Source organism: Priestia sp. AB (assembly GCF_028369225.1).
In the GTDB taxonomy this organism is placed as follows: Bacteria; Bacillota; Bacilli; order Bacillales; family Bacillaceae_H; genus Priestia; species Priestia megaterium.
Window position 1 is genome coordinate 817,208 of the sequence record NZ_JAQMYN010000001.1, and the last position, 22,061, is coordinate 839,268.

Consider the following 22,061-nt stretch of genomic DNA (forward strand, 5'->3'; position numbering starts at 1 on the left):
AAAGTGATTTCGCTTTCCTGCGAAATCACTTTTTTAGTAATAGTACACGTGGGGAATTTGTGCATGGATTGATTGAAAATTCATGAATAAAAAACAAAATTCTTCTAGAGTACAGCATTCAAGGTCTTCGCAATCGTGAGAATTTAAAAAATCTTCTAGTATAGTTGGCTCGGCGTCTTTAAATAACCAGTGGTGTTCAACATCTTCAAATTTGCCTCGATAAACCTCGCTCAGTCCATAAAAGTCAAATATATCTTCCAACTGCTTTTGGTGCATAGCCATCCCTCCTCTTCTTAGTATAAGAAAAAGAAAGAGATATTAAACAAGCCATCATACTACTTTGTTTTTTTTATAAAATCTCGTATAGTTAATAGTAATGACAAGCAAAGGAGTTTCGGCATGTTTACATATATTACGTTATTTGGTTTTCTTGGATTCGCCGTGTATTCGAGTACGTGGATTTATTCCATTGTCAAAAAAGATGGAAGAGCAAAGAAAAATGGAAAGGGTACTCTTATTAGTTTTCTTGTGATGCTTATCGGGTTAGTCGGTCTGCAGTTTACGTAACTATAGATTATTTTGACATTTTTACCACCTTCACTTATAGTTAACGTTGGGCGAACATATGTATGATTTTGGTCACGGTGCTTGCCTTAAGTTGAAAAAGAAAGAAGGTGGCATATTTGAGATATCACACACATATTGCAACATCGATTGCTGCCGGTGCCGGTGTGGCTATAACAGGAGACGCTTCGTTTACATTTCCTTATGTTGTAGGCATTGCGATTGGAGCGCTGCTTCCTGATATTGATGAACCAAATTCATATATTGGTAGAAGATCTCTTGGTCTCGCAAAAGTCATTAAATCTATTTTTGGACACCGAGGTATTACGCATTCTATTCTTGCAAGTGGACTTATTTTTTATTTACATACGATGTATAACAACGATTTTACATTAGGGATAGCCTATGGATACGCTTTTCATATTCTTGGAGATTTCTTTTCTAAACGAGGGGTACCTTTTTTCTCTCCTCTTAGCAAGAAGAAGTTTAAGCCTCCTTTAACATATGAAACAGGTGGTGGAGCAGAGACTCTCATCTTTTACCTGGCAGTGATAGGAAGTTTTTATATGCTTTATAAGTATCAGCTGTACACCCAGCTGTTTTAAAGAAAGAAGCCATCTGATTTACTCAGATGGCTTCTTTTACACTTCTACCACATAAAGTTCAGGCGTTTTCATAGGCAGGGTAATGGTAATGCTTGTGCCGTCATTTTCTTCACTTGATACGTGAAAAAAACCATTATGCTCATTAATAATTTTGTTACAAATGGTTAGTCCCAGGCCTACTCCTCGTTCTTTTGTTGTATAAAAAGGCTCTCCTATATGAGGGATACGCTTTGAGTCAATTCCACATCCGCTATCTTTTATCACAATACATAGCGTTTCTCTAGCTGATTTTTTAATCGATACAGTCAGCTTGCCGCCACTTTCCATCGAATCAATGGCATTTTGTATAATATGAATAAATGCTTGGGTTAGCTGTGTTTTTTGCCCGCTAATGAGCAGGGGATGTTCTTTTGGATAATGGCGAATGATGTGGATATTTTTGACTCCAGTAACCGGTTCAAATTGCTTTAATACCTCATCTAGCAAGTCTGTCATAACAAGGTTTTCTGTATATGCGTACTCTCGTTTAGCTAAACTCATAAATTCTGCGATAATATGTTCAATTTGCGAGAGCTCATGCTGAATGAGATCTCGATAAATCATTGTTTTTTTCGGCTGCTGTGTCTCACTGAACAGTTGTATAAACCCTTTAATGGTTGTCAAAGGATTTCTAACCTCGTGTGCGATACTTGCAGCAAGGTGACCAATGACAGAAAGTTTTTCTGAATTTCGGATCTTTTTCTCTGCTTGTCTTTTTTCTGTTACGTCTCGTGAGACAAATACAAACCCTTCGATTTCACCAGTAGCTGTGACAATTGGAGCGCCTTTACATTCTAATAAAACGATGGTGCCATTCACGTGAAACTTTCGGTATTCAAATGTGGAGGCATCTTTTGTTTTGCTCATGTTAGCTAAAATAGTCGAGATTAGGTGTTTGTCTTCAGGATACGCATTGATAAGCACATGTTGTCCAATAAGCTCATCAGGATAAACGCCTAAAGTTTTAGCGTAAGAAGGAGAAGCGTATTCATAAATGCCATCTTCAGTAATAGCACATACTAAATCATGGGTATGAGATAAAATAGCTTGATGCTTTGGTTCATTGTCATCCGTCATGATTCGATCTTTTAATGGATAAAAAAGCTGATCTTCTTGGTTCGTGAAGGTGTGCCGAACTTGAGTGCCGCACATTCTGCAAAAATTATAATCTTCCTTATAGTTACAAGAAGGACAAACGGGCATCGAATCACTCCAATCAGATCTATGCAATGAGAGAGTTCTCAAGCATATATAATCATTATTATATATTCAAATTATAGGAAAAAATATGAAAAATCAAATGGGCTATAGAGAGGGAAACTGGGCTTGAAAACCCTATAAATAGATTTCAAATACATGTTTTTAGTTGCAAATAGATGTGAAATGGAATTTTTACACATTTAAAAAATTCAGCATATCAAATAAGAGGCGTGATTTACCTCTTATTTGATATGCTGATAATGCTCTAGCGCTCGCTCTCTAGCTGCTTTATGATCGACAATTGGAGTCGGATATGTTTTATTAAGCGTAACGTTTGCTTTTTCTAATACGTCTGCTGGGGCCTCCCAAGGTTTATGAATATAAGAAGAAGGAATATGCTTAAGCTCTGGAAGCCACTTTTTAATATATTCTCCTTCTTTATCAAATTTTTCTGATTGAGTAATTGGATTAAAAATACGAAAATATGGCGCGGCGTCTGCTCCCGAGCCTGCAACCCACTGCCAGCCCATTGTGTTATTAGCTAAATCTGCGTCTACTAAGGTATCAAAAAACCAATTTGCTCCGTGTTTCCAATGAATTAAAAGGTGCTTTACTAAAAAGGAAGCAGCTACCATTCGAACTCGATTGTGCATAAAACCTGTTTCCCACAGCTCCCGCATTCCGGCATCGACAAGGGGATAGCCGGTTTTTCCATTTTTCCAAGCTTGAAGCTCTTCATTGCCGTCAGCCCACTGAAATTGCTTGAATTTTTCATTAAGCGGTTCAGTTGTAGTGTGCGGGAAATGATAAAGCAGCTGATAAGCAAAATCTCTCCATATAAGTTGACGAATAAACATTTCAGCTTGCTGTTCAAAAGCATCGGAACTTACTTTTTCTGCTTTAGTTCTCAAATAATGATAAAGAACTCGAGCTGAGAGCTGTCCTGTAGCGAAATAAGGAGATAGAAATGAATTTAATGCTTCAGCAGGAAAATCTCGTCCTTTTTCATAATGAAGCAGCTTATTCTTTAAAAACGTTTTGAACACATCAATAGCGCCTTTTTCCGTAGCTTCCCACGTCGACTTAATCGTTTCATCCCACGGTATGCTTGAAAGCAAATCGAGATCTGAGACTGAAAGAGATTCAACGGGTTTAGAGGAAGCTTGTATGGAAGTAACTTTTTTTACAGCAGAAGATACGGAATGTTTTTGAGAAGCTTTATAGTAAGCTGTAAACACTTTATAAGGATCTCCATTTTCTTTTGTGATTTTCCAAGGTTCATGAAGGAGAAACCCCTCAAATGTGCGAATATTTATTTGTTGCTCTGAAAAAAAAGCCTGAAGCTCTTTATCTCTTTTTAGCACATGTGGTTCATAGCGTCTATTCCAATAAATATCTTGGGCATTCGTTTCATGGAGTAATTTTTGTAATACATCTTTAGGGTTTCCTTTTTGTACAATCAGCGTTCCTTGTATTTTTTCGATCGAGTTTTTAAAGTCATTCAGCGCATGGTGAAGCCACCATTTACTTGCACTTCCCATTGAGCTTTCTTCATAGTCATCACGGATATAAACAGGTACAACCATTCCTTCTTTAGCTGCGTGAAATAGAGCCGGGTTATCAACCAGCCGAAAATCTTTTCGAATCCATACGATAATAGTTTTATTCATCATGTGCCACCTTTCTATCTGCAATTTGCCTCGATTATAGCTTTTTTCTAATACGTTCTACAATTTTGAATGTGTAGAAGGCCTATTTTCTTATGGACGAATTTCAGATTGATGGTAAAAAGAATAACGTAAACAGAGTAAGAGAATGGGAAGGAGCCCTTAAAAATGAGAAATTCGTATGGAATGAAACAAACCGGACAACCGATATCCAATCCATATATGCAAGCAGCACCTAAACCTGCTAAAATGCCGCCTATGCCTTCTGCAAAAGAAATGCAGGCAATGCCGGTGCAAGAAGGCGCAAAACAAATGCCAATGTACGGAGAAATGCCGCCGATGAAAGATGTAATGCCGCCGATGCATGGAGGAATGAATCAAATGCCGATGCAAGGCGAAATGCCACCGATGCAAAAAGATATGGCTCAAATGCCAATGTACGGAGAGCTACCGCCAATGCATGAAGGAATGGCTCAAATGCCAATGCAAGGAGGAATGCCGCCAATGCACGGAGGGATGGGTCAAATGCCGATGCAAGGAGGAATGCCGCCAATGCACGGAGGGATGGGTCAAATGCCGATGCAAGGAGGAATGCCGCCAATGCACGGAGGGATGGGTCAAATGCCGATGCAAGGAGGAATGCCGCCAATGCAAGGAGGAATGGGTCAAATGCCGATGCAAGGAGGAATGCCGCCAATGCAAGGAGGAATGGGTCAAATGCCGATGCAAGGAGGAATGCCGCCAATGCACGGAGGGATGGGTCAAATGCCGATGCAAGGAGGAATGCCGCCAATGTACGGAGGAATGGGTCAGATGCCGATGCAAGGAGGAATGCCGCCAATGCAAGGAGGAATGGGTCAAATGCCGATGCATGATTGCGGATGCCGCGATTTCTCAGCACCCGTTGGTCATCAGCAGCCTCATTCTTTAAATGAGTGGATGTTCATGCAACAAACAAATCCACGCTCTTTTTAATAAATCCTTTACCCTAGATAAAAGGGATGTATTTTTGGATCTTTAGTATAAATATAGAATTTTATTAATTGAAACGTCATGAGAAAAAGAATAGTTCTTACTCTTTTTCCATGACATTCAATTTTTTGCAAATATTAATCACATCTTTTGGGTGTTTTCTTACATAAGAGAGTTTGGTAGAGTTTTTTAAGTATAAATACAGGGAAAAGAAGGCAAAAGCTCTATATTAAAGGGGAAAGGGTGTTTTTAGAATGATATTAGAAGTCACAGCTGCAACCTTACATGATGCTAAAGTTGCCCAGGAACATGGTGCCGATCGTATAAGTCTTGTAACTGGAATCGGAGAAGGCGGCTTAACCCCAAGCTACGGTTTGATGAAAAAAGTGAAAGAAACGATACATATCCCAATATTTGTGATGATTCGTCCACATAATCAATCTTTTCAATATGATGAAGACGATTTGCAAACAATGATTGAAGATATTCACTATGCAAGAGAAATTGGCATTGATGGAATTGAAATTGGCTGTTTAACAGAAGACAAAATTATCGATGAGCAAGCTTTAAAGCGACTGCTGGATGCGGCAGGAGAAATGAACGTAACGTTCCACTTAGCATTTGATGAAATCAGTGATCAAGAAAAGGCGCTTGAAACGCTTTTAAGCTATAGACAAATTCAGCGTGTCATGACTTCAGGAGCGGATAAAAGTGCACTAAACGGTATTCCTCATATTAAAAAACTGTTAAGAAGAATGAAAGATAAAGATATTATTTTAATCGGGACAAAAGGGCTGAAACCTGAAAATCTTCAAGCGTTCTTATCCGTTACTCCCGTGAAAGAAATTCGTATTGGTTCAGGAGTTCGAGTAAATTGTCAATATACGAAACCGCTTGACCCAAGGAGTGTAAAAGCTGCAAAAGAAACGATGAATAAGCAAAAGTAACAGAAGTGCTACAAGGAATTGTAGCACTTTTTTATTTGGAAATAGAAAGGGACTTATTACATAGTTTTCCCTAAATGGAAAACATCATAAAACCCTGTGAATCCTTGATACATAAGAGAAATGCTGTGTTTTTTCGACTTTAGAGTGAAATAGGAATAATTTCATATTTTCAGAATAATCATTGACAGTGATAATCATTATCATTTATTGTTGTAATTGTTAATGAAAATCATTATCAATTGAATAAACAGGAGGATATGATATGTCAACGTCAACGAAACAACTTACATCAAATGAAATGCTGCTTGCTATGCAAAATGAACGAGAATCCAATGCAAGGTCTTATCCGAGACGCCTTCCTATTGCGATTAAACAAGCAAAGGGCGCCGTGATCACGGATATGGATGGAAAAGAGTATATTGATTGTTTAGCCGGAGCCGGCACGCTTGCTCTAGGTCATAACCATCCCGTAGTTCATGAAGCAATTCAAGACGTTTTAGCAAAATCTATTCCTTTACATACATTAGATTTAACAACGCCTGTGAAAGAAGCTTTTATCGATGAAGTATTTGCTAGTTTGCCAGAACAATTTGCAAACAAAGCGAAAATACAGTTTTGCGGTCCAACTGGAGGAGACGCAATTGAAGCGGCTTTGAAGCTTGTAAAAACAGCAACCGGCAACCGAACGATTTTATCTTTTCAAGGGGGATATCACGGCTCCACGCACGGAACGTTAAGCATCAGTGGTACAACGAGTCCCAAAAAGCACATTCATGCGCTAGTGCCCGATACACATTTTCTACCTTATCCATATGAATACCGCTGCCCGTTTGGCGTAGGTGCTGAAGGTCACACTTACATTAGTACATACATTGAAAATATGCTGGATGATCCTGAAAGCGGAATTGTTACTCCGGCGGGTGTTGTAGTAGAAATTGTACAAGGAGAAGGAGGCTCTGTTCCGGCGCCGATTCCATGGTTAAAAGAGCTTCGCAGAATCACAAAAGAACGAAACATTCCGCTTATTGTCGATGAAGTTCAAACTGGAATCGGACGAACAGGAAAGCTGTATGCATTCGAGCACGCTGATATTCAACCGGATGTATTAGTGCTATCTAAAGCAATTGGAGGCAGCCTTCCTTTATCAGTCGTTCTATATGATAAAAAGCTGGATCAATGGGAAGCGGGTGCACATATCGGCACCTTTAGAGGAAATCAGCTTGCGATGGCTACAGGACAAGCCACTCTGCAATTTATAAAACAAGAAAACTTACCTGCACATGCTCATGAATTAGGAGCTTATATTCAGAGTCAGCTAAAACATATTCAAAAGCAAGTATTCTCAATTGGTGATGTACGCGGAAGAGGTTTGATGCTGGGCGTTGAAATCATAGACGCAACAAAGCCGGCTAATAAAATCGGCAGTCATCCTGCAAACGGTGAGTTAGCTAAGCTGATTCAAAAAGAATGTTTCGACAGAGGCGTCATTTTAGAAGTGGGTGGAAGACATGGTGCTGTTATTCGTCTGCTTCCTCCATTAATTTTAACGAAACAACAAACCGATGAAGTGTTAACAAGATTTGAAGAAGCGATAAAAGCAGCAGAAGAGAAGTGGGTGAATAAATAAAATGGCGCCGTTTGAAAAGTGGTTTTTATCATCATCCAAAGAAAGCCTCGAGAATTATGAAGCGATGATGGGCGGAATGACAGAGATGATTAAACGTCACTACCATACACTAAAATCCCCTTATACTCACATAGACGTTGACGAACTATCGAACTTAGTCAATCGTTCGGTCTATTTTAGCGAACACGAACAGCCGCTAGAAGATCTGTTTGATGACGTACAAGCCGTAGTGCTGGATCATTCGCTTCATGTTTCGCATCCCGGGGCAATGGCACACTTGCATTGTCCTCCGATTATACCGGCCCTTGCTGCGGAAGTGATGATTTCTGCTTTGAATCAATCTATGGACTCGTGGGATCAAAGTCCGGCAGCTACGTATATAGAAGATCAAGTGATTGATGAGTTAACACAACAAATTGGTTATCCAAGCTCTTCTTCCGGCGTTTTTACAAGCGGAGGAACTCAGTCGAATTATATGGGCCTTCTGCTTGCTCGTAATGAATATTGTCATGCTGCATTTTCAATTGATGTTAGTGAAGAAGGTTTACCGCTCCAAGCTAAAAAACTGCGGATTTTCTGCTCCGAAAAAGCCCACTTTACGGTGCAGCAATCTGCAGCTCAGCTTGGGCTGGGCATGAATGCAGTGGTGAGTGTAAAGTGCAATGAAAGGCACGAGATGGATATAGAAAATTTAGAAGAAGCAATACGGGAAGTTAAAGCAGAGGGAAACCTTCCCTTTGCTGTTGTAGCAACGGCAGGCACGACGGATTTTGGAAGCGTAGATCCTCTTTTTGAAATGAGTAAGCTAGCTAAAAAAGAAGGACTTTGGCTTCATGCTGACGCCGCTTATGGAGGAGCGCTGCTATTTTCACATAAATATCGTGAACGCTTAAAAGCTCTTGAACGGGCAGATTCTATTACGATGGATTTTCATAAGTGGTTTTATCAGCCGGTAAGCTGCGGGGCATTTCTAGTGAAGAATTCAGCTATGTTCAAACACATTCAGCTTCATGCAGATTATTTAAATCCTGAAGAAGATGAGCATGTACATTTGGTAGATCGCAGTATTCAAACGACCAAACGATTTGACGCCTTGAAGCTATGGCTGACTTTCCGTGCAGCAGGTACAAATGAGTATGGAAAAATGGTTGATCATACGATTGAAACGGCTAAGCAGACAGCTGAATATTTACGAAAGCAGAGGAATATTACGGTGTTAAATGATCCTTATATGAACGCGGTTGTATTTCGCTATGTGCCAGATACTTTATATAGTGATTGTCAAAAACAGCAGCACTATGAAAATAAGTTAAATCAGCGTATTCAGCAGCATTTATATGAAAAAGGCACTTTTATCATGGCAAAAACAAAGCATAAAGAGCAAGCTTATTTAAAGCTAACGATGTTAAATCCTATGATTACAGTTGATTCTGTTGCCACTCAGTTAGAGGAAGTCGTGGCTTTAGGAAAAGAGTTGGAGAAAAAGGAGGAGCGATTACGTGAACGCTCAGTTATCGGCTAATTTTATTACAATGCAAAATATTATTAATTGCTATATTCGAGAAACAGGTAAGGGAGCATGGCAGTCCGTTTCAGAAATGAAAAGCGAAGAAACGCTCGTTCTTAGGCTAGAAAAACAGCCGGTAACTCTTTACTTTCCAGTAAAGTACCGCTCAGCTACCGGACGTCACTTGTTCTTTCCGGTCTTTTATTACCGCATTCAGAAAGAGGAGCTCAAGGAGTTAGATGTCGTCACTCTTTTAGCCTTTCTTTTAAAAGAAGTAACAGATCATTTACTACAGGTGAATGAGCTAATTGTACGTGTGCTATTAAGCTACGAAAATATGAAATTGTTCATTGAAAAAAGACAGAAAGAGTTAGAAACGTGCTATAAATGGGACAAAACGTTCTTAGAATCTGAGCAGTCATTGCTTATTGGCCACCAGCTGCATCCGACACCTAAAAGCCGTCAAGGGATATTACCTGAAGAAGAAGAGGTGTTTGGGCCTGAAGTGAACGGCAAATTTCAGCTTCATTATTTTAGAGCACATAAATCGCTTGTTGCAGAACAGTCCGCCGAGAGTCAAACCGCTTCACAGCTTATTAAAGAGCAGTTGAAAAAAGATAAGAAGGTTTCTGAAGAATTCATACAGGTGTATTGCCAAGCGGACGATTATTCACTTATACCTATGCATCCGCTGCAAGCTCGTTATCTTTTAGGAAAAGAAGAAGTGTGTGAATGGATTCAAAAAGGCCGGCTTGCTTATCTAGGGCCACACGGTCAGCCGTTTTATCCGACTTCGTCTGTTCGAACCGTATACAGTGAAGATGCAGATGTGATGTACAAATTTTCTATTCCGGTGAAGATTACGAATTCACTGAGAGTGAATAAACGCAAAGAATTAAGCAGAGGTGTAGAAGTGAGTCGTTTATTGCAAGAAGGATTACAGGCGGAGCTTCAAGAAAATCATCCGGCTTTTCAAGTGATTGAAGATCCTGCTTACATCACGATCGGAAAAAAGGAGCTTGGGTTTGAAGTCATGATTCGAAGCAACCCTTTTCAAGGTGAGCAAGGGAACCGTACAACACTCCTAGCAAGTTTGTGTCAAGATCATGTGTTTGGGAAAGCTTCTCAAATTGAAAATATTATTAATCATATTGTTTCAAGTGAAAATAGTACGAATGAAGACATAAGCAAGCGCTGGTTTAAACGCTATTTAGATGTCTCTTTTCATCCTATGATGTGGCTTTACACTCAAAAAGGAATTGCGCTGGAAGCTCATCAGCAAAATTCCGTTATTAAACTTGATGAAAACGGATATCCATCGGTGTTTTACTACCGTGACAACCAAGGCTATTACTTTATGAAATCAAAGGAACAAGAGCTTCGCAAGCTGCTTCCTTCCTTAAACGGAGAAAGCGATACGGTATGTGATGATGCTGTAGCAGAAGAAAGATTTCGTTATTACGTATTTTTTAATCATATTTTAGGATTAGTTAATGCTTTTGGTGCAGCTGGCCTCGTTCAAGAGTCAGATCTGCTATTGATTCTGCGACAAGAAATAGAGAGGTACAAAGAAAAAGATCATACGGGGCTTGTTTCATCGATGTTAGAAGAGAAAGTGCTTCCTTGCAAAGCCAATTTCTTAACGCGCGTTCATGATATGGATGAGCTGGTAGGCTCTCTTGAAACGCAGTCTGTTTATGTAAATGTTGAAAATCCTCTGTACGAATCTGCAGGTGTACGGGTATGAAATCGGCATTACAAACGCAGTATCCATTTATGATGCAGCAAAAGGAGCAGAGCATCACCTTTCGCTCTGTCTCTTTTGCAAAAGATTTCGAACGGCTGTACAAGTGGATGCATGAACCGCATGTTATTCCGTACTGGAATTTAAATATTTCAAAACAGGCGTATGAACAGCATTTAAAAACATTTCTAGCTGATTCCCATCAAAAACTGCTAATTGGAGAAATTGACGGTGTGCCTATGAGCTATTGGGAATCTTATACGGTTGACGGCGATATTATCAGTAACTATTACCCTTATGAAAAAGGAGACCAAGGGATTCATTTATTAATTGGAGACCCTGCTTTTTTAGGAAAAGGCTATATTTATTCGCTCCTTCTTAGTTTACTAAAGCACAAGTTCGAGGTAGCAGATACTGCTAAAGTAATAGCGGAACCAGATATACGAAATGAAAAGATGATTGCAGTATTTAAAAAATGCGGGTTTCAATTTATGAAAGAAGTGTCGCTGCCTGATAAAACAGGCGTACTGCTGAAATGTGAAAGAACAGTATTTGAAAGAAGGTGGAGCGAATGGAACAACGGGACATTTTAGACGTAATTGGAGTAGGAGTTGGTCCATTTAATTTAGGATTAGCAGCTTTAATTGATAAAACAGATTGTACATATAAATGTTTTGAACAAAAAAAGGAGTTTAATTGGCATCCAGGAATGCTTTTAGAAGGGACAACTCTTCAAGTTCCGTTTATGGCAGACGTGGTCACGATGGTGGATCCGAAGAGTCGGTACACGTTCTTAAATTATTTGCATGAGCATGAGCGCTTGTATCAGTTTTATTTCTTTGAGAAGTTTCACATTCCGAGAAATGAATACAACCATTATTGCCGCTGGGTAGCGAGCCAGCTGAGTGGGCTTGAATTTAACAGCACAGTAAAAGAAGTAAAAATGCATGAAGACGCTAAACCTTTTTATGAAGTAACGGTTGAAAAAGAAGGAAAGCTTCATACCTATTACAGCTATCATCTTGTAACCGGAGTAGGTACACAGCCCGTAGTGCTAAGAGACTTTCAATCAGTAGCCAGCGATACGTTCTATCACTCCGCTCAGTACAAAATGAATCGTGAACAAACGCTGAAGGCTAAAAGTATTACCGTAATTGGCTCTGGTCAAAGCGCCGCTGAAATTGTCTATGATTTACTTCAACAGCAGCCTCAGTTTGACTATAAGCTGAATTGGTATACGCGCTCAAAAGGGTTTTATCCGATGGAATATTCAAAGCTTGGCCTTGAACATTTTTCGCCTGATTATACCCGCTATTTTTACAGATTGCCCCAAGAGAAAAAAGAGAGCGTTTTACGAAATCAAGCTCTTTTATACAAAGGAATAAGCTTTGAAACGATCGGTGATATTTATGATTTGATTTACGAACGAACAATTGGAGGAAAAGAAGTGCCGCTAACGATGCGCGCGCTTACGGAACTTGCAGGCGTTGAAAAGACAAACGATACACATCTTCTTACTCTTCACCAATACGAGCAGGACTCGTTTGAAAAAGAAGAAAGTGAAATTGTCATTATGGCCACGGGCTATCATGCAAAAGAGCCTTCTTTTATGGAAGGTTTAAAAGAACATTTGCTGTTTGATGAAAAAGGACAGCTAAAAATTAACGAACTCTATCAAGTTGAGATGAAGAAAAAAGGCGCCCCGCTATTCGTTCAAAACGGAGAACTTCATACACACGGGGTTGGAGCACCAGACTTAGGTTTAGGCGCTTATCGCAATGCTGTCTTGATTAATCAAATTGCAGGTAAAAACGTGTATAAAATATATAAAAATACTGTTTTCCAAAAGTTTGGGTTTTAAGAGATGATTTCTCCGCGCTTTGTTTTTATCTGTTTATTTATGAACATGACGTCGGAAGTGTTATTATCACCATTTTATCCGCAGTATTTTACAAGTGCTTTCCATGTGGATGGAGTTGCAATGACGTCTTTTTTTATTATTTGCTGCCGGATTGTGGTCATTGTTATGACTCCTTTATGGGGAATGCTGCTTAAGAAGTGGAAAGTAAAACATATAATCGTAGCGTCACTTCTAATGACAGCCTTGGTTAAAGTCATTCTGAGTGAAGTTTCTACTTTTTATGGGTTTTTAGCCACTTCGTTAGTATTACTTGTGTTTCAAAGCAGTTTATATCTTTTATACCCATATTTAGTAGGCGGCATGAAAAATGGACAGAAAAAGGCAGGTGCTGCAACAACCTATGTATTTATTGTTCATACGGCTATTATTGTCGCTAGCTTGTTTGGAAGTGCGATTATTGCATGGGAAATGCCGCTTAAAGTATATCAATACTTTGCTTTAGGTGATATGGTACTGACCGTATGGCTCGTAACAAGAAAAGCTTCATCTTTAAAAAAAGAAAAAAAACCAGCATACACTCAAAGTATAAACGAGCCTATTTTTTTCTATTTGCTGGCTATTTTCTTTTTTCACCTTGGACACAATGTCATTCGCCCTTATTTTACATTGTTTACAAGTGATACATATGGCATGAGCAGTCAAGGCAGCGCTTTGTTATATGTGATGCCGAGCATTATGGCGATCGTCTTAAAGCTTGCGGTACCTACAAAGCTATTTAATGGAAAAGTTATACCGCTTTTTTATAGCGTAACGGGTGCTAGTGCTTTACTGCTATGTTTGCAAGCATATGCCGATCATCTCAGCATGTTTATTATAAGTCGAATTTTATATGGAGCCGGGTTTTATCTCAGCATGGTTATACTTGATATCTATTTATTTCAAAAAAGCAAAGAAGGAGCTGCTTACTATTACAGCTGGCTTATTGCTGTTCAAAATATTGCCCTGCTGATTGCACCGCTTTTAGCACTAGAAATCAGCAAAGTAAATTTAGCGCTTCCTTTAGCAGTTGGTGCCGCTGCTTTGCTAGCTGCTAGCGCTGTAATGCCGCTGCGTAATAAAACAATCCCTATTCTAAGACAAGTAAAGGAGAATGAAGGATGAAAATCAAAGAAACGAATCTTTCCGTATTTAATAAGCAATCATGGGAAAAAGCAAATCGCCAGCTTTTAGCTAAAATGCTGCGGGAATTCATGTATGAAAATATTATTGAGCCAAAACAGCTGCAAAAGCAGGGTGCGCTTGCCACGTATCGATGGGAAGACCACCGAGGCGTTACGTATACATATCAAGCGAAACAGCGATTGTTTGATAGTGTTTCAGTACTTCCAGAAAGTATTAAGTTAACGTCTAAAACGTCAAACCCTACATTTTCAGAAGCGCTGCAGCTGTTAATTAGCTTATCTGAAGACAAAGGAATGTCTAGCTCAACTGCAGGTCACTTAGCAAAAGAATATTTTCATACACTAGTAGCAGATTTGCATTTGCAAAATCGAAAATCAGCGGATGAATTAGCAGATATGGATTATGCAGAGCTAGAAGGTGAAATGACGGGACATCCTTGGATTACGTATAATAAAGGGCGCATTGGGTTTGGCTATGATGACTATCTTCGGTTTGCTCCCGAGCAAAAACAAAAAATTCAGCTTTCATGGATTGCTGTAGCGAAGCAAATTGCTTCTTTTCATTCATTAGATACCCTCGGCTTTGATGATGTTATGAAACAGGAGCTAAGCGGTGAGACGCTAGCTGAATTTGAAAAAAAATTAACAAGCCAAGACCTTTTAGCAGCGGACTATTACTATATTCCCGTCCATGAATGGCAGTGGATGAACGTGATTGTTCCTTTATTCGCTGAATACATTGCAAATGATTTAATTGTTCCGTTAGGAGAAGGTGAAGATCAATACTTGCCTCAGCAGTCGATTCGGACATTTGTGAATACAACAAATCGAGATAAGTATCACGTGAAGCTTCCCATGAGTATATTAAATACGCTTGTGTACAGAGGCCTTCCAAGTGAGAGGACGGTCATTGCTCCTCAAGTCACTCAGCATATAAAAGGCATAAGAGATCGCGACACGTTTTTAAAAGATACGTGCAAAGTAGGGCTTTTAGGAGAAGTGGCTACGTTAAACGTATCTCAGCCAACGTTTGCTTCTATTAAAAACGCACCTTATCAGTATTTAGAAATGCTTGGAGTCGTTTGGCGTGAAAGCATTTATCAAGAGTTAGAAGAAGGCGAGCGTGCGATTACGCTAGCTGCGTTATTACATGTTGACAGTGAAGGACAAGCTTTAGTTTCGTCATATATAAAAAGGTCGGGCCTGACTCCTAACGAGTGGATTGATGCGCTAACCAGCGCTGTTTTGCCGCCGCTACTTCACTACTTGTATCAATACGGAACTGTATTCTCCCCGCACGGGCAAAATACGGTACTGGTTCTCAAAAATAACAAGCCGGTTCGAATTATTATGAAAGATTTTGTAGACGACGTGAATATTAGTGATCAGCCGTTTGAAGAACTGCAGCAGTTATCTTTTGAATTAAAAGAAGTACTGCGCAGCGAAGAGCCAGAAGGATTGACGCAGTTTATTTTAACAGGGTTATTTATTTGTCACTTCCGCTATTTAGCGACTATTTTAGAAGAGCATGAAGGTGTAGAAGAAGAGGACTTTTGGAAAAGTGTACGAGCAGAAATTTTACATTATCAGGCATCATTTCCACATTTACAGAAACGATTTGAATTATTTGATTTATTGCGTCCAACTATTACTAAGTTAACGTTAAATCGAAATCGAATGTTTGATTACGGATACGAAGACGACGGAGATCGTCCTCACGCAAGTGAATATGGAAAGGTACGGAATGCCTTGCATGAAGTTAGTGAAAAAGCTGTGCAATAATAAGGAAAAGCCGCTGGTGTTGTGCTAGCGGCTTTTTTATGGTTAATTCAAAAGCAGGAAGCGAAGAGGATGAGCTGCAGCACTTTAGGAAACACTCATTTTATGTATGGGTAGAACGTAAAGGTGAGTGAATGAACGATTTGATGTAGTAGACGTTAGAACAACAAATACACAAGCTGAAGCAAACGTTTCGGCTTTCTTTTGTCAAAGCACTATTTCAATGTCGCATCGCTACAAGGATAATGGTACAATTGTCTGTATATTTAAAAAAAGAGAGGGAATTACATGAAATCGCATATTCAAAAACATTTAACTTCATATAAAGAGAAATATAAAAATCGCGGTCGGCTGCTAATTAGCTGTCCGGACAAACCGGGTATTGTATCGGCAGTATCTACGTTTTTACATGAGCACGGTGCAAATATTGTAGAATCAAGTCAACATTCAACGAACCACGAAGGGGGTATGTTTTTTATCCGTTTCGAATTTGAATGTGAGGATTTATTAGCCAAAGAAGCAAAGCTAGAAGAAAGCTTCAAAAAAATTGCCGATACATTTTCAATGAACTGGCAGTTTACATATGCTCATAATTTGAAAAAAACAGCTATTTTTGTGTCAAAAGAGCCTCATTGTCTGCTAGAGCTGCTGTGGGCATGGGAAAGCGGAGATTTGGTGACAGACATTGCTGTCGTTGTGAGCAATCACGAAGATGCGCGCGAAGTGGTTGAATCATTCGGTATACCGTTTAAGCATATACCTGCGACAAAAGACATTCGCCAAGAAGCAGAAGCCAAACAGCTGCAGGTATTAAAAGATTATAATATTGACGTGATTATCTTGGCGCGTTATATGCAAATTTTAACGCCGACTTTTGTGGCTGAAAATCCGTATCGTATCATTAATATTCACCATTCATTCTTACCGGCATTCATTGGAGCACGTCCATATGAACGCGCATATCAACGAGGTGTAAAGTTAATTGGTGCTACGTCTCACTATGTAACAGACGACTTGGATGAAGGACCAATTATTGAACAAGATATTGAACGCGTGAACCACCGTGATGATGCGGATGACTTAAAGAAAAAAGGCCGCTTAATTGAACGTACGGTGCTCGCACGTGCTGTAAAATGGCATTTAGAAGACCGCATTTTAGTGCATGAAAACCGCACAATTGTATTTAATTAACAAAGACTAAGCTGTTAAAAAAGTAGTTTAGCCGAAGGAAGATCCGAACGATGAATCGAGATTCTTGGCAGAGAATCTAACTCGTTCGGATCTTTTTATTTTGATAGTGAACGTAAATTTAATCTATTTAGTTGCTTCTAGCGGTTGATTGGAGGGCAAGGCGAAGACTCCTGCGGGGAAAGCGGAACAGATGAGATCCCCCAAGTGTAAGCGACGAGTAGGCTCATCAGCCGCCCGCGGAAAGCAAAGCCTTGCACGGAGAGCAACCGCTGTGTCATAAGCGATTCATACTCGATTATTTAATTGATTTTGTTAGGTCTCATTCTCGTTTTTTTAGGGGAAATTGCGTATCTAAATGATAAAAAACTTTTCTGCATGAGCTGAGATTTAGTTGTTTACTTAGCTCGTGAACACTTATACAATAGAAAAGGACTTTTTAATAAAGGAAGTGTCGGAAGTGAAACAATATCTTGAACTTTGCGAGCATGTGTTAGCAAATGGAACAAAAAAAGAAGATCGGACAGGAACAGGTACAATTAGCACATTTGGCTATCAAATGCGTTTTAATTTACAAGAAGGTTTCCCGGTATTAACGACAAAAAAACTTCATTTAAAATCAATTATTCATGAACTGCTTTGGTTTTTACAAGGAGATACAAACGTTAAGTATTTACAAGATAACGGCGTGCGCATTTGGAATGAATGGGCGGATGAAAACGGCGAGCTTGGCCCTGTGTATGGGCATCAGTGGCGTTCATGGCCAACGCCGGACGGAGAAAAAATTGATCAAATTACCAATGTTATCAATCAAATTAAAAACAACCCTGATTCTCGCCGCTTAATGGTAAGCGCCTGGAATGTGTCTGATGTAGACAATATGGCTTTACCGCCGTGTCACTGCTTATTTCAGTTTTACGTAGCGGACGGCAAATTGTCTTGTCAATTGTATCAGCGTTCAGCTGATATTTTCCTAGGCGTACCGTTTAACATTGCTTCATATGCGCTGCTTACAATGATGGTGGCACAAGTGTGTGATTTAGAGCCAGGTGATTTTGTTCATACGTTTGGCGATGCGCATATTTACAGCAATCACATTGAACAAGTAAACCTGCAGTTGACGCGTGAGCCTCATGCTTTGCCAAAAATGAAAATCAATCCAGACGTAAAATCAATTTTTGACTTTAAATTTGAAGACTTTGAGTTAGTAGACTATAATGCGCATCCTCACATCAAAGGAGCTGTGAGCGTATGATTTCCCTCATTGTCGCAATGGATCAAAACAGGCTGATCGGTAAAGAGAATGATTTGCCATGGCGTCTTCCGGAAGATTTAAAGTATTTCAAGCGCATCACAACGAGTCATACGATTGTAATGGGAAGAAAAACATTCGAATCAATTGGACGACCGCTTCCTAATCGCGAAAATGTGGTTCTTACGCGTCAAAAAGATTATCAGCAAGAAGGAGCAACCGTTATTCATTCAGTTGAGGAACTAGAAGCATTAGATGCTGAAAAAGAAGACGAGCTCTTCGTGATTGGCGGAGCTACTCTGTATGAGCAAACATTAGACGTTGCAAACCGACTTTATATTACGCATATTGAAGAATCCTTTGAAGGAGATACACATTTTCCTGCGATTGATCTGAGCGAATGGAAAGTTATTTCGAAGCAGCAAGGAATTAAAGATGAAAAAAATCCCTACACGTATTATTTTACCGTATACGAGCGAAGCTGATCTCTTTTGTTTATAAAAAACGCGAGTCTGGTACAAAGTATGTTAGTCGAAGAAAGATCCGAACGTTGAATCGTTCGGATCTTTTCATTATAAGGATGGAGTAGATTTCATGCATGTAGGTACTTTTAGCAGTTGATTGGAGGCTCACCGGCCGCCCGCGGAAAGCAAAGTCTCCCATGGAAATCAAATGCGGTGTAACAAGCACCCCTACTAGCTAGCTTCTATACTCCATTTATTCGTCTTTATATTGATTTCGTTATGTTTCAATCTCTTTTTATATTGATTTTAATTGCTTCATCATTTCGTGAAAAGCCGCTGGGCTCACAAACTGTTCAGGGCTCCAGTTAGCTTCGATCCATTGAATCAGCTCGCTTGGTGTATTAAAAATTTCTCCGCTCGTATCTGCTTTGCGAAGCATGTATCTACCGTTTTCTTCATCTGCAACTATTTCGCACGGAACGGCACTTTCAAGACTTTGAAGTGAAAACTCCATTTATTCCACAACCTTTCTTAATTTATACCTGTTATCGCATCAGCTGCACGTAGAAAGTATGGGCAATTTTGTAAGTCTATTTAGCGTTTGCTAAACATATGTAAAGTATGTGGACAGTAAAATAGTTGGAAAAGTTTTTTTAGTTATTATTAATGAAAAATAATGATTTTTCTAAATTTTTTGTGATATAATGTACAAATTAATAATGGTAGAAGAGGAAGGAAGTTGGTTATGAAACAACAAGTAGATAATCGAACAAAACACGTACATTTAGAGGACATCATGATTGCAAATCAATTGATTAAAGATGTTGTTGTGCATACACCACTACAGCGTAATGACGTTTTGTCTGAACGATATGAATGTAATATCTATTTAAAACGTGAGGATTTACAGGTGGTGCGCTCATTTAAAATTCGCGGTGCGTACAATCGAATCAAAAAGTTATCCCCAGAAGAATTAGAAAATGGAATTGCCTGTGCAAGTGCAGGAAACCACGCACAAGGTGTAGCATATGCGTGCCGTCATTTAAACATCGATGGTAAAATCTTTATGCCGAGCACAACGCCGCGCCAAAAAATTAATCAAGTGAAATTTTTAGGCAAAGATAACGTAAAGGTCGTACTAATCGGAGATACGTTTGATGATTCTTATGAACAAGCTATTGCATGCAGTGAAGAGGAACATCGAACATTTATTCACCCATTTAATGATGTAGACGTTATTGCAGGACAGGGTACAGTAGCCGTTGAAATGTTCAATGACTGTGAAGATGAAATTGACTACGTATTTGCGGGTATCGGCGGGGGCGGATTAATTTCCGGTGTCGGCACATACGTAAAAAGCATCTCGCCTCAAACAGCTGTGATTGGGGTAGAACCAGCAGGCGCGCCCGGTATGCAGACATCTTTAGCAAATGGAAATGTAGTGACGCTACCGGCAATCGATCCATTTGTAGACGGAGCAGCCGTTAAAACAGTTGGAACGCTTCCGTATGACATCAGTAAAGAACTTGTGGACGATATTGTAGTTGTTCCTGAAGGCAAGGTTTGTACAACCATTTTATCTCTATACAATGAAAATGCGATTGTAGCAGAACCAGCAGGAGCTCTTTCGATTGCTGCTCTTGACTCATACCGTGAGCAAATTAAAGGAAAAACGGTTGTTTGCATCATCAGCGGAGGAAACAATGACATTGGACGTATGCAAGAAATCAAAGAACGTTCAATGATTTATGAAGGATTACAGCATTATTTTATCGTTAATTTTCCTCAGCGCGCAGGAGCTCTTCGTGAGTTTCTAGACGAAGTGCTTGGACCGACAGACGATATTTCGCGCTTTGAGTATACGAAAAAGAATAACAAAGACAGCGGACCAGCACTTGTGGGAATTGAGCTCAAGCATAAAGAAGATTATTATCCACTGATTAATCGTATGGATAAAAAAGGATTCCCTTACACAGAAATTAATAAAGAAAGCAACTTGTTTCACTTATTTATTTAAATAGAAGGTCGTTTTAAAAAGGAATGCTTCATCAACTGTCGAATAAGTTGATGAAGCATTTTTATTTTAAAAAATATTTGTGTTTTCTTTTTATTTTATCAAGACAGAAAGTGCCTGAAGCATTATAATAAAATAAACGGGTAAAAAGAGGGTTGATCGCCTTGCTATTAAAAAGCCTTGAATTTAAACATGTCAGTGGTCAAAAAGTAAAAATTACTGAAATTCCAGTTTTAGAGGAAAATAGCACGTTTCGGTTCATGTTATCTGCAAAACTTGATTTATTTATTAGACAAATCACGAACGAATCAGTTCCGAAGCAAACCTACTCGTTTCAAGAATATTTAAAACGCGTGTTGAAATGGAAAGATTACGAACAGCTCTTTAAGTCTCATGTATTAAAACATAATGCATAAACGTAAAAGTTGACTTTTCTGAATATTTCAGCAGAGTCAACTTTTTTTGTTGATATAAAAGGTTGAACATGCGTTTTACGAATTAGCAAAACTTGCATTCTATTATAACTATATTGTTGTAAGTGTTCATGTTATACTAGTCTGCAATGCATCTTATAGGGGTGAACACATGGCGAAAATTAAAGTGGTAACGGATTCAACAATTGATTTAACGTTGGAAGAAGCTGAAAAATACGGTATTGAGATGATACCTTTATGTATTAACATTGATAATGAAACGTATTTAGATCGCGTGGAATTAACGCCGACAGATTTTATTGAAAAAATGAAAAATTCAAAAGAATTACCAAAAAGCTCTCAGCCAGCTATTGGTTCTTTTGTTGAAGTATATGAACGATTAGTTAGTGAAGGGTATGACGTCATTTCGATTCATATGACTGGGGGAATGAGCGGAACTGTTCGAGCAGCTGAAAGCGCGGCTCAAATGGTAGAAGGAAACATCACCGTTGTTGATTCTATGTACATTACAAAAGCTCTTTCGTTTCAAGTCTTTGAAGCGGTGAAAATGATTGAAGATGGGCATACAGTAGAAGAAATTATCACGCGCTTGGAAGAGGTGCGTCAAAATACGAATCTTTTTGTCGTAGTTGATACGCTTGAAAATTTGGTTAAAGGTGGACGTATTGGACGAGGAAAAGGATTGATCGGTTCTCTTTTAAATATTAAGCCAATTGCTTCTCTAGCTGACGGAGTATATACTCCTGTTGCTAAAGTGCGCAGCCATTCTCAAATTGTTAAGTTTTTAACGAAACAGTTCGAAGAGCATACAGAAGGAAAAAGTATTAAAGGAGTAGGGCTTGTACATGCAGATGGATTTGGACTCGCCTCTAAGTTAAAAGAATCAATTGTGAAGGCAAGGGGCTATACGCAATTTTCGATTGAAGATACGACGCCTATTATTTCAACGCATACAGGTATTGGTGCAATTGGTTTTATGTATTTTGCTGAATAAAGTGGGTTGCTTTTTGCAAGTC

General features: G+C 39.1%; 21 protein-coding genes. 17 read left to right on the forward strand and 4 right to left on the reverse strand.

Going from position 1 to position 22,061, the window contains the following annotated elements; translation table 11 throughout:
- Positions 1 to 33: 33 nt before the first annotated feature.
- Positions 34 to 276: a hypothetical protein gene (locus tag POF52_RS04150; protein WP_074893304.1), complete on the reverse strand. Its 243-nt coding sequence runs from the start codon at positions 274 to 276 to the stop codon at positions 34 to 36.
- 123 nt (positions 277 to 399) lie between these two features.
- Here POF52_RS04150 and POF52_RS04155 point away from each other — a divergent pair, with 123 nt between their 5' ends.
- Together POF52_RS04155 and POF52_RS04160 are read left to right on the forward strand one after the other, a co-directional pair.
- A complete protein-coding gene (locus POF52_RS04155; protein WP_013058761.1) occupies positions 400 to 567 on the forward strand; it encodes a hypothetical protein in 168 nt (55 codons plus the stop codon).
- Between the two features lie 107 nt (positions 568 to 674).
- Positions 675 to 1,169: a metal-dependent hydrolase gene (locus POF52_RS04160; protein WP_228459494.1), complete on the forward strand. Its 495-nt coding sequence runs from the start codon at positions 675 to 677 to the stop codon at positions 1,167 to 1,169.
- 36 nt (positions 1,170 to 1,205) lie between these two features.
- Here the strand turns inward: POF52_RS04160 and POF52_RS04165 are convergent, their stop codons facing one another.
- Together POF52_RS04165 and POF52_RS04170 are read right to left on the reverse strand one after the other, a co-directional pair.
- Positions 1,206 to 2,438: an ATP-binding protein gene (locus POF52_RS04165; protein WP_271989968.1), complete on the reverse strand. Its 1,233-nt coding sequence runs from the start codon at positions 2,436 to 2,438 to the stop codon at positions 1,206 to 1,208.
- A gap of 212 nt (positions 2,439 to 2,650) precedes the next feature.
- Positions 2,651 to 4,078: a cryptochrome/photolyase family protein gene (locus tag POF52_RS04170; protein WP_442956635.1), complete on the reverse strand. Its 1,428-nt coding sequence runs from the start codon at positions 4,076 to 4,078 to the stop codon at positions 2,651 to 2,653.
- A 165-nt stretch (positions 4,079 to 4,243) separates the two neighbouring features.
- On the opposite strand from POF52_RS04170, the gene POF52_RS04175 reads away from it, so the two are divergent.
- From POF52_RS04175 to POF52_RS04230, 12 genes are all read left to right on the forward strand, one after another.
- Entirely contained in the window at positions 4,244 to 5,050 is an 807-nt protein-coding gene (locus POF52_RS04175; protein WP_271989974.1) for a hypothetical protein, read from the forward strand.
- A 251-nt stretch (positions 5,051 to 5,301) separates the two neighbouring features.
- A complete protein-coding gene (locus tag POF52_RS04180) occupies positions 5,302 to 5,994 on the forward strand; it encodes a copper homeostasis protein CutC (protein ID WP_074893295.1) in 693 nt (230 codons plus the stop codon).
- A gap of 262 nt (positions 5,995 to 6,256) precedes the next feature.
- Positions 6,257 to 7,621 carry an aspartate aminotransferase family protein gene (locus POF52_RS04185; RefSeq protein ID WP_074893293.1) on the forward strand — a complete coding sequence of 455 codons (1,365 nt, stop codon included), beginning with the start codon at positions 6,257 to 6,259 and terminating at the stop codon, positions 7,619 to 7,621.
- 1 nt (position 7,622) lies between these two features.
- Complete coding sequence (locus POF52_RS04190; protein WP_271989979.1) at positions 7,623 to 9,143, forward strand: pyridoxal phosphate-dependent decarboxylase family protein; 1,521 nt, start codon at positions 7,623 to 7,625, stop codon at positions 9,141 to 9,143.
- Positions 9,121 to 10,875 (forward strand): IucA/IucC family protein, encoded by a 1,755-nt coding sequence (locus tag POF52_RS04195; RefSeq protein ID WP_271989982.1) that lies wholly within the window; start codon positions 9,121 to 9,123, stop codon positions 10,873 to 10,875. The genes POF52_RS04190 and POF52_RS04195 overlap by 23 nt, the downstream gene beginning before the upstream one ends.
- Positions 10,872 to 11,465, forward strand: coding sequence for a GNAT family N-acetyltransferase (locus POF52_RS04200; protein WP_013084704.1), 594 nt, complete (start codon positions 10,872 to 10,874; stop codon positions 11,463 to 11,465). The genes POF52_RS04195 and POF52_RS04200 overlap by 4 nt, the downstream gene beginning before the upstream one ends.
- Positions 11,444 to 12,733: a lysine N(6)-hydroxylase/L-ornithine N(5)-oxygenase family protein gene (locus tag POF52_RS04205; RefSeq protein WP_271989985.1), complete on the forward strand. Its 1,290-nt coding sequence runs from the start codon at positions 11,444 to 11,446 to the stop codon at positions 12,731 to 12,733. Before POF52_RS04200 ends, POF52_RS04205 begins: the two co-directional genes overlap by 22 nt.
- Positions 12,734 to 12,736: 3 nt before the next feature.
- Positions 12,737 to 13,894, forward strand: a complete 1,158-nt coding sequence (locus POF52_RS04210; RefSeq protein ID WP_271989988.1) for an MFS transporter — start codon at positions 12,737 to 12,739, stop codon at positions 13,892 to 13,894.
- Positions 13,891 to 15,696, forward strand: coding sequence for an IucA/IucC family protein (locus tag POF52_RS04215; protein WP_176583317.1), 1,806 nt, complete (start codon positions 13,891 to 13,893; stop codon positions 15,694 to 15,696). The genes POF52_RS04210 and POF52_RS04215 overlap by 4 nt, the downstream gene beginning before the upstream one ends.
- A 285-nt stretch (positions 15,697 to 15,981) precedes the next feature.
- Entirely contained in the window at positions 15,982 to 16,884 is a 903-nt protein-coding gene (gene purU, locus POF52_RS04220; protein WP_271989993.1) for a formyltetrahydrofolate deformylase, read from the forward strand.
- Positions 16,885 to 17,341: 457 nt separating this feature from the next.
- Positions 17,342 to 18,136 carry a thymidylate synthase gene (locus tag POF52_RS04225; protein ID WP_013058746.1) on the forward strand — a complete coding sequence of 265 codons (795 nt, stop codon included), beginning with the start codon at positions 17,342 to 17,344 and terminating at the stop codon, positions 18,134 to 18,136.
- The gene (locus POF52_RS04230; RefSeq protein WP_016765324.1) at positions 18,133 to 18,618 is read left to right on the forward strand and encodes a dihydrofolate reductase; all 486 of its coding nucleotides are present in this window, start codon (positions 18,133 to 18,135) and stop codon (positions 18,616 to 18,618) included. The genes POF52_RS04225 and POF52_RS04230 overlap by 4 nt, the downstream gene beginning before the upstream one ends.
- A gap of 274 nt (positions 18,619 to 18,892) precedes the next feature.
- Here POF52_RS04230 and POF52_RS04235 read toward each other — a convergent pair whose 3' ends face one another.
- Positions 18,893 to 19,111 carry a hypothetical protein gene (locus POF52_RS04235; protein WP_016765323.1) on the reverse strand — a complete coding sequence of 73 codons (219 nt, stop codon included), beginning with the start codon at positions 19,109 to 19,111 and terminating at the stop codon, positions 18,893 to 18,895.
- A gap of 231 nt (positions 19,112 to 19,342) precedes the next feature.
- Here POF52_RS04235 and ilvA point away from each other — a divergent pair, with 231 nt between their 5' ends.
- The 3 genes from ilvA (at position 19,343) to POF52_RS04250 (ending at position 22,039) form a co-directional block, all read left to right on the forward strand.
- Positions 19,343 to 20,614 (forward strand): threonine ammonia-lyase IlvA, encoded by a 1,272-nt coding sequence (gene ilvA, locus POF52_RS04240; protein WP_176583316.1) that lies wholly within the window; start codon positions 19,343 to 19,345, stop codon positions 20,612 to 20,614.
- 161 nt (positions 20,615 to 20,775) lie between these two features.
- The gene (locus POF52_RS04245; RefSeq protein ID WP_013058743.1) at positions 20,776 to 21,027 is read left to right on the forward strand and encodes a YpmP family protein; all 252 of its coding nucleotides are present in this window, start codon (positions 20,776 to 20,778) and stop codon (positions 21,025 to 21,027) included.
- A gap of 169 nt (positions 21,028 to 21,196) precedes the next feature.
- Positions 21,197 to 22,039, forward strand: a complete 843-nt coding sequence (locus POF52_RS04250; RefSeq protein ID WP_013058742.1) for a DegV family protein — start codon at positions 21,197 to 21,199, stop codon at positions 22,037 to 22,039.
- Positions 22,040 to 22,061: the final 22 nt, after the last annotated feature.

Excerpts from the sequence above, each read along its gene's own strand:
- POF52_RS04175 (WP_271989974.1), top strand. The coding sequence starts at position 4,244 with ATGAGAAATTCGTATGGAATGAAACAAACCGGACAACCGATATCCAAT.
- POF52_RS04215 (WP_176583317.1), top strand. The coding sequence starts at position 13,891 with ATGAAAATCAAAGAAACGAATCTTTCCGTATTTAATAAGCAATCATGG.
- POF52_RS04205 (WP_271989985.1), top strand. The coding sequence starts at position 11,444 with ATGGAACAACGGGACATTTTAGACGTAATTGGAGTAGGAGTTGGTCCA.
- ilvA (WP_176583316.1), top strand. The coding sequence starts at position 19,343 with ATGAAACAACAAGTAGATAATCGAACAAAACACGTACATTTAGAGGAC.
- POF52_RS04185 (WP_074893293.1), top strand. The coding sequence starts at position 6,257 with ATGTCAACGTCAACGAAACAACTTACATCAAATGAAATGCTGCTTGCT.
- POF52_RS04170 (WP_442956635.1), bottom strand. The coding sequence starts at position 4,078 with ATGAATAAAACTATTATCGTATGGATTCGAAAAGATTTTCGGCTGGTT.
- POF52_RS04230 (WP_016765324.1), top strand. The coding sequence starts at position 18,133 with ATGATTTCCCTCATTGTCGCAATGGATCAAAACAGGCTGATCGGTAAA.
- POF52_RS04250 (WP_013058742.1), top strand. The coding sequence starts at position 21,197 with ATGGCGAAAATTAAAGTGGTAACGGATTCAACAATTGATTTAACGTTG.
- POF52_RS04190 (WP_271989979.1), top strand. The coding sequence starts at position 7,623 with ATGGCGCCGTTTGAAAAGTGGTTTTTATCATCATCCAAAGAAAGCCTC.
- POF52_RS04200 (WP_013084704.1), top strand. The coding sequence starts at position 10,872 with ATGAAATCGGCATTACAAACGCAGTATCCATTTATGATGCAGCAAAAG.
- POF52_RS04235 (WP_016765323.1), bottom strand. The coding sequence starts at position 19,111 with ATGGAGTTTTCACTTCAAAGTCTTGAAAGTGCCGTTCCGTGCGAAATA.
- POF52_RS04210 (WP_271989988.1), top strand. The coding sequence starts at position 12,737 with ATGATTTCTCCGCGCTTTGTTTTTATCTGTTTATTTATGAACATGACG.
- POF52_RS04155 (WP_013058761.1), top strand. The coding sequence starts at position 400 with ATGTTTACATATATTACGTTATTTGGTTTTCTTGGATTCGCCGTGTAT.
- POF52_RS04150 (WP_074893304.1), bottom strand. The coding sequence starts at position 276 with ATGCACCAAAAGCAGTTGGAAGATATATTTGACTTTTATGGACTGAGC.
- POF52_RS04180 (WP_074893295.1), top strand. The coding sequence starts at position 5,302 with ATGATATTAGAAGTCACAGCTGCAACCTTACATGATGCTAAAGTTGCC.
- purU (WP_271989993.1), top strand. The coding sequence starts at position 15,982 with ATGAAATCGCATATTCAAAAACATTTAACTTCATATAAAGAGAAATAT.